A 285-nucleotide genomic window follows, 5' to 3' on the forward strand; every position below is an offset into this window, starting at 1 on the left:
TTACAGCCACAGAGGCTGTTCGCTTGTTCCTGGGTATTGAGGCAACAGGCCATTACTATGAAGACATCGTCCGCGAGATGGCGAAACGAGGGTACCACGTTCAGATCTTGAATCCGTATACCACCTTCGAGGAACGCGCCGGCGCACTGAATTGGTGCAAAACAGATGATCTTGATCTTGTGGCCATCGCCCATGCCATCAAAAGCAACAAAGCCACTGAAAACCAGCTTTTGAATGGCATGCAGCGTCAGCTCCATGTCTTGACTCGAGCACGGCGCTCAGAGA

Annotated in this window: 1 pseudogene; it reads left to right on the top strand. The window is 51.9% G+C overall.

Features of this window, described 5'->3' with window-relative positions:
• Positions 1 to 77 precede the first annotated feature (77 nt).
• Positions 78 to 285 (top strand): annotated as a pseudogene (locus tag FS806_RS25495) (IS110 family transposase); the annotation flags it as partial.

Source organism: Paenibacillus sp. 32O-W, assembly GCF_007679495.1.
GTDB lineage: Bacteria > Bacillota > Bacilli > Paenibacillales > NBRC-103111 > Paenibacillus_L > Paenibacillus_L residui.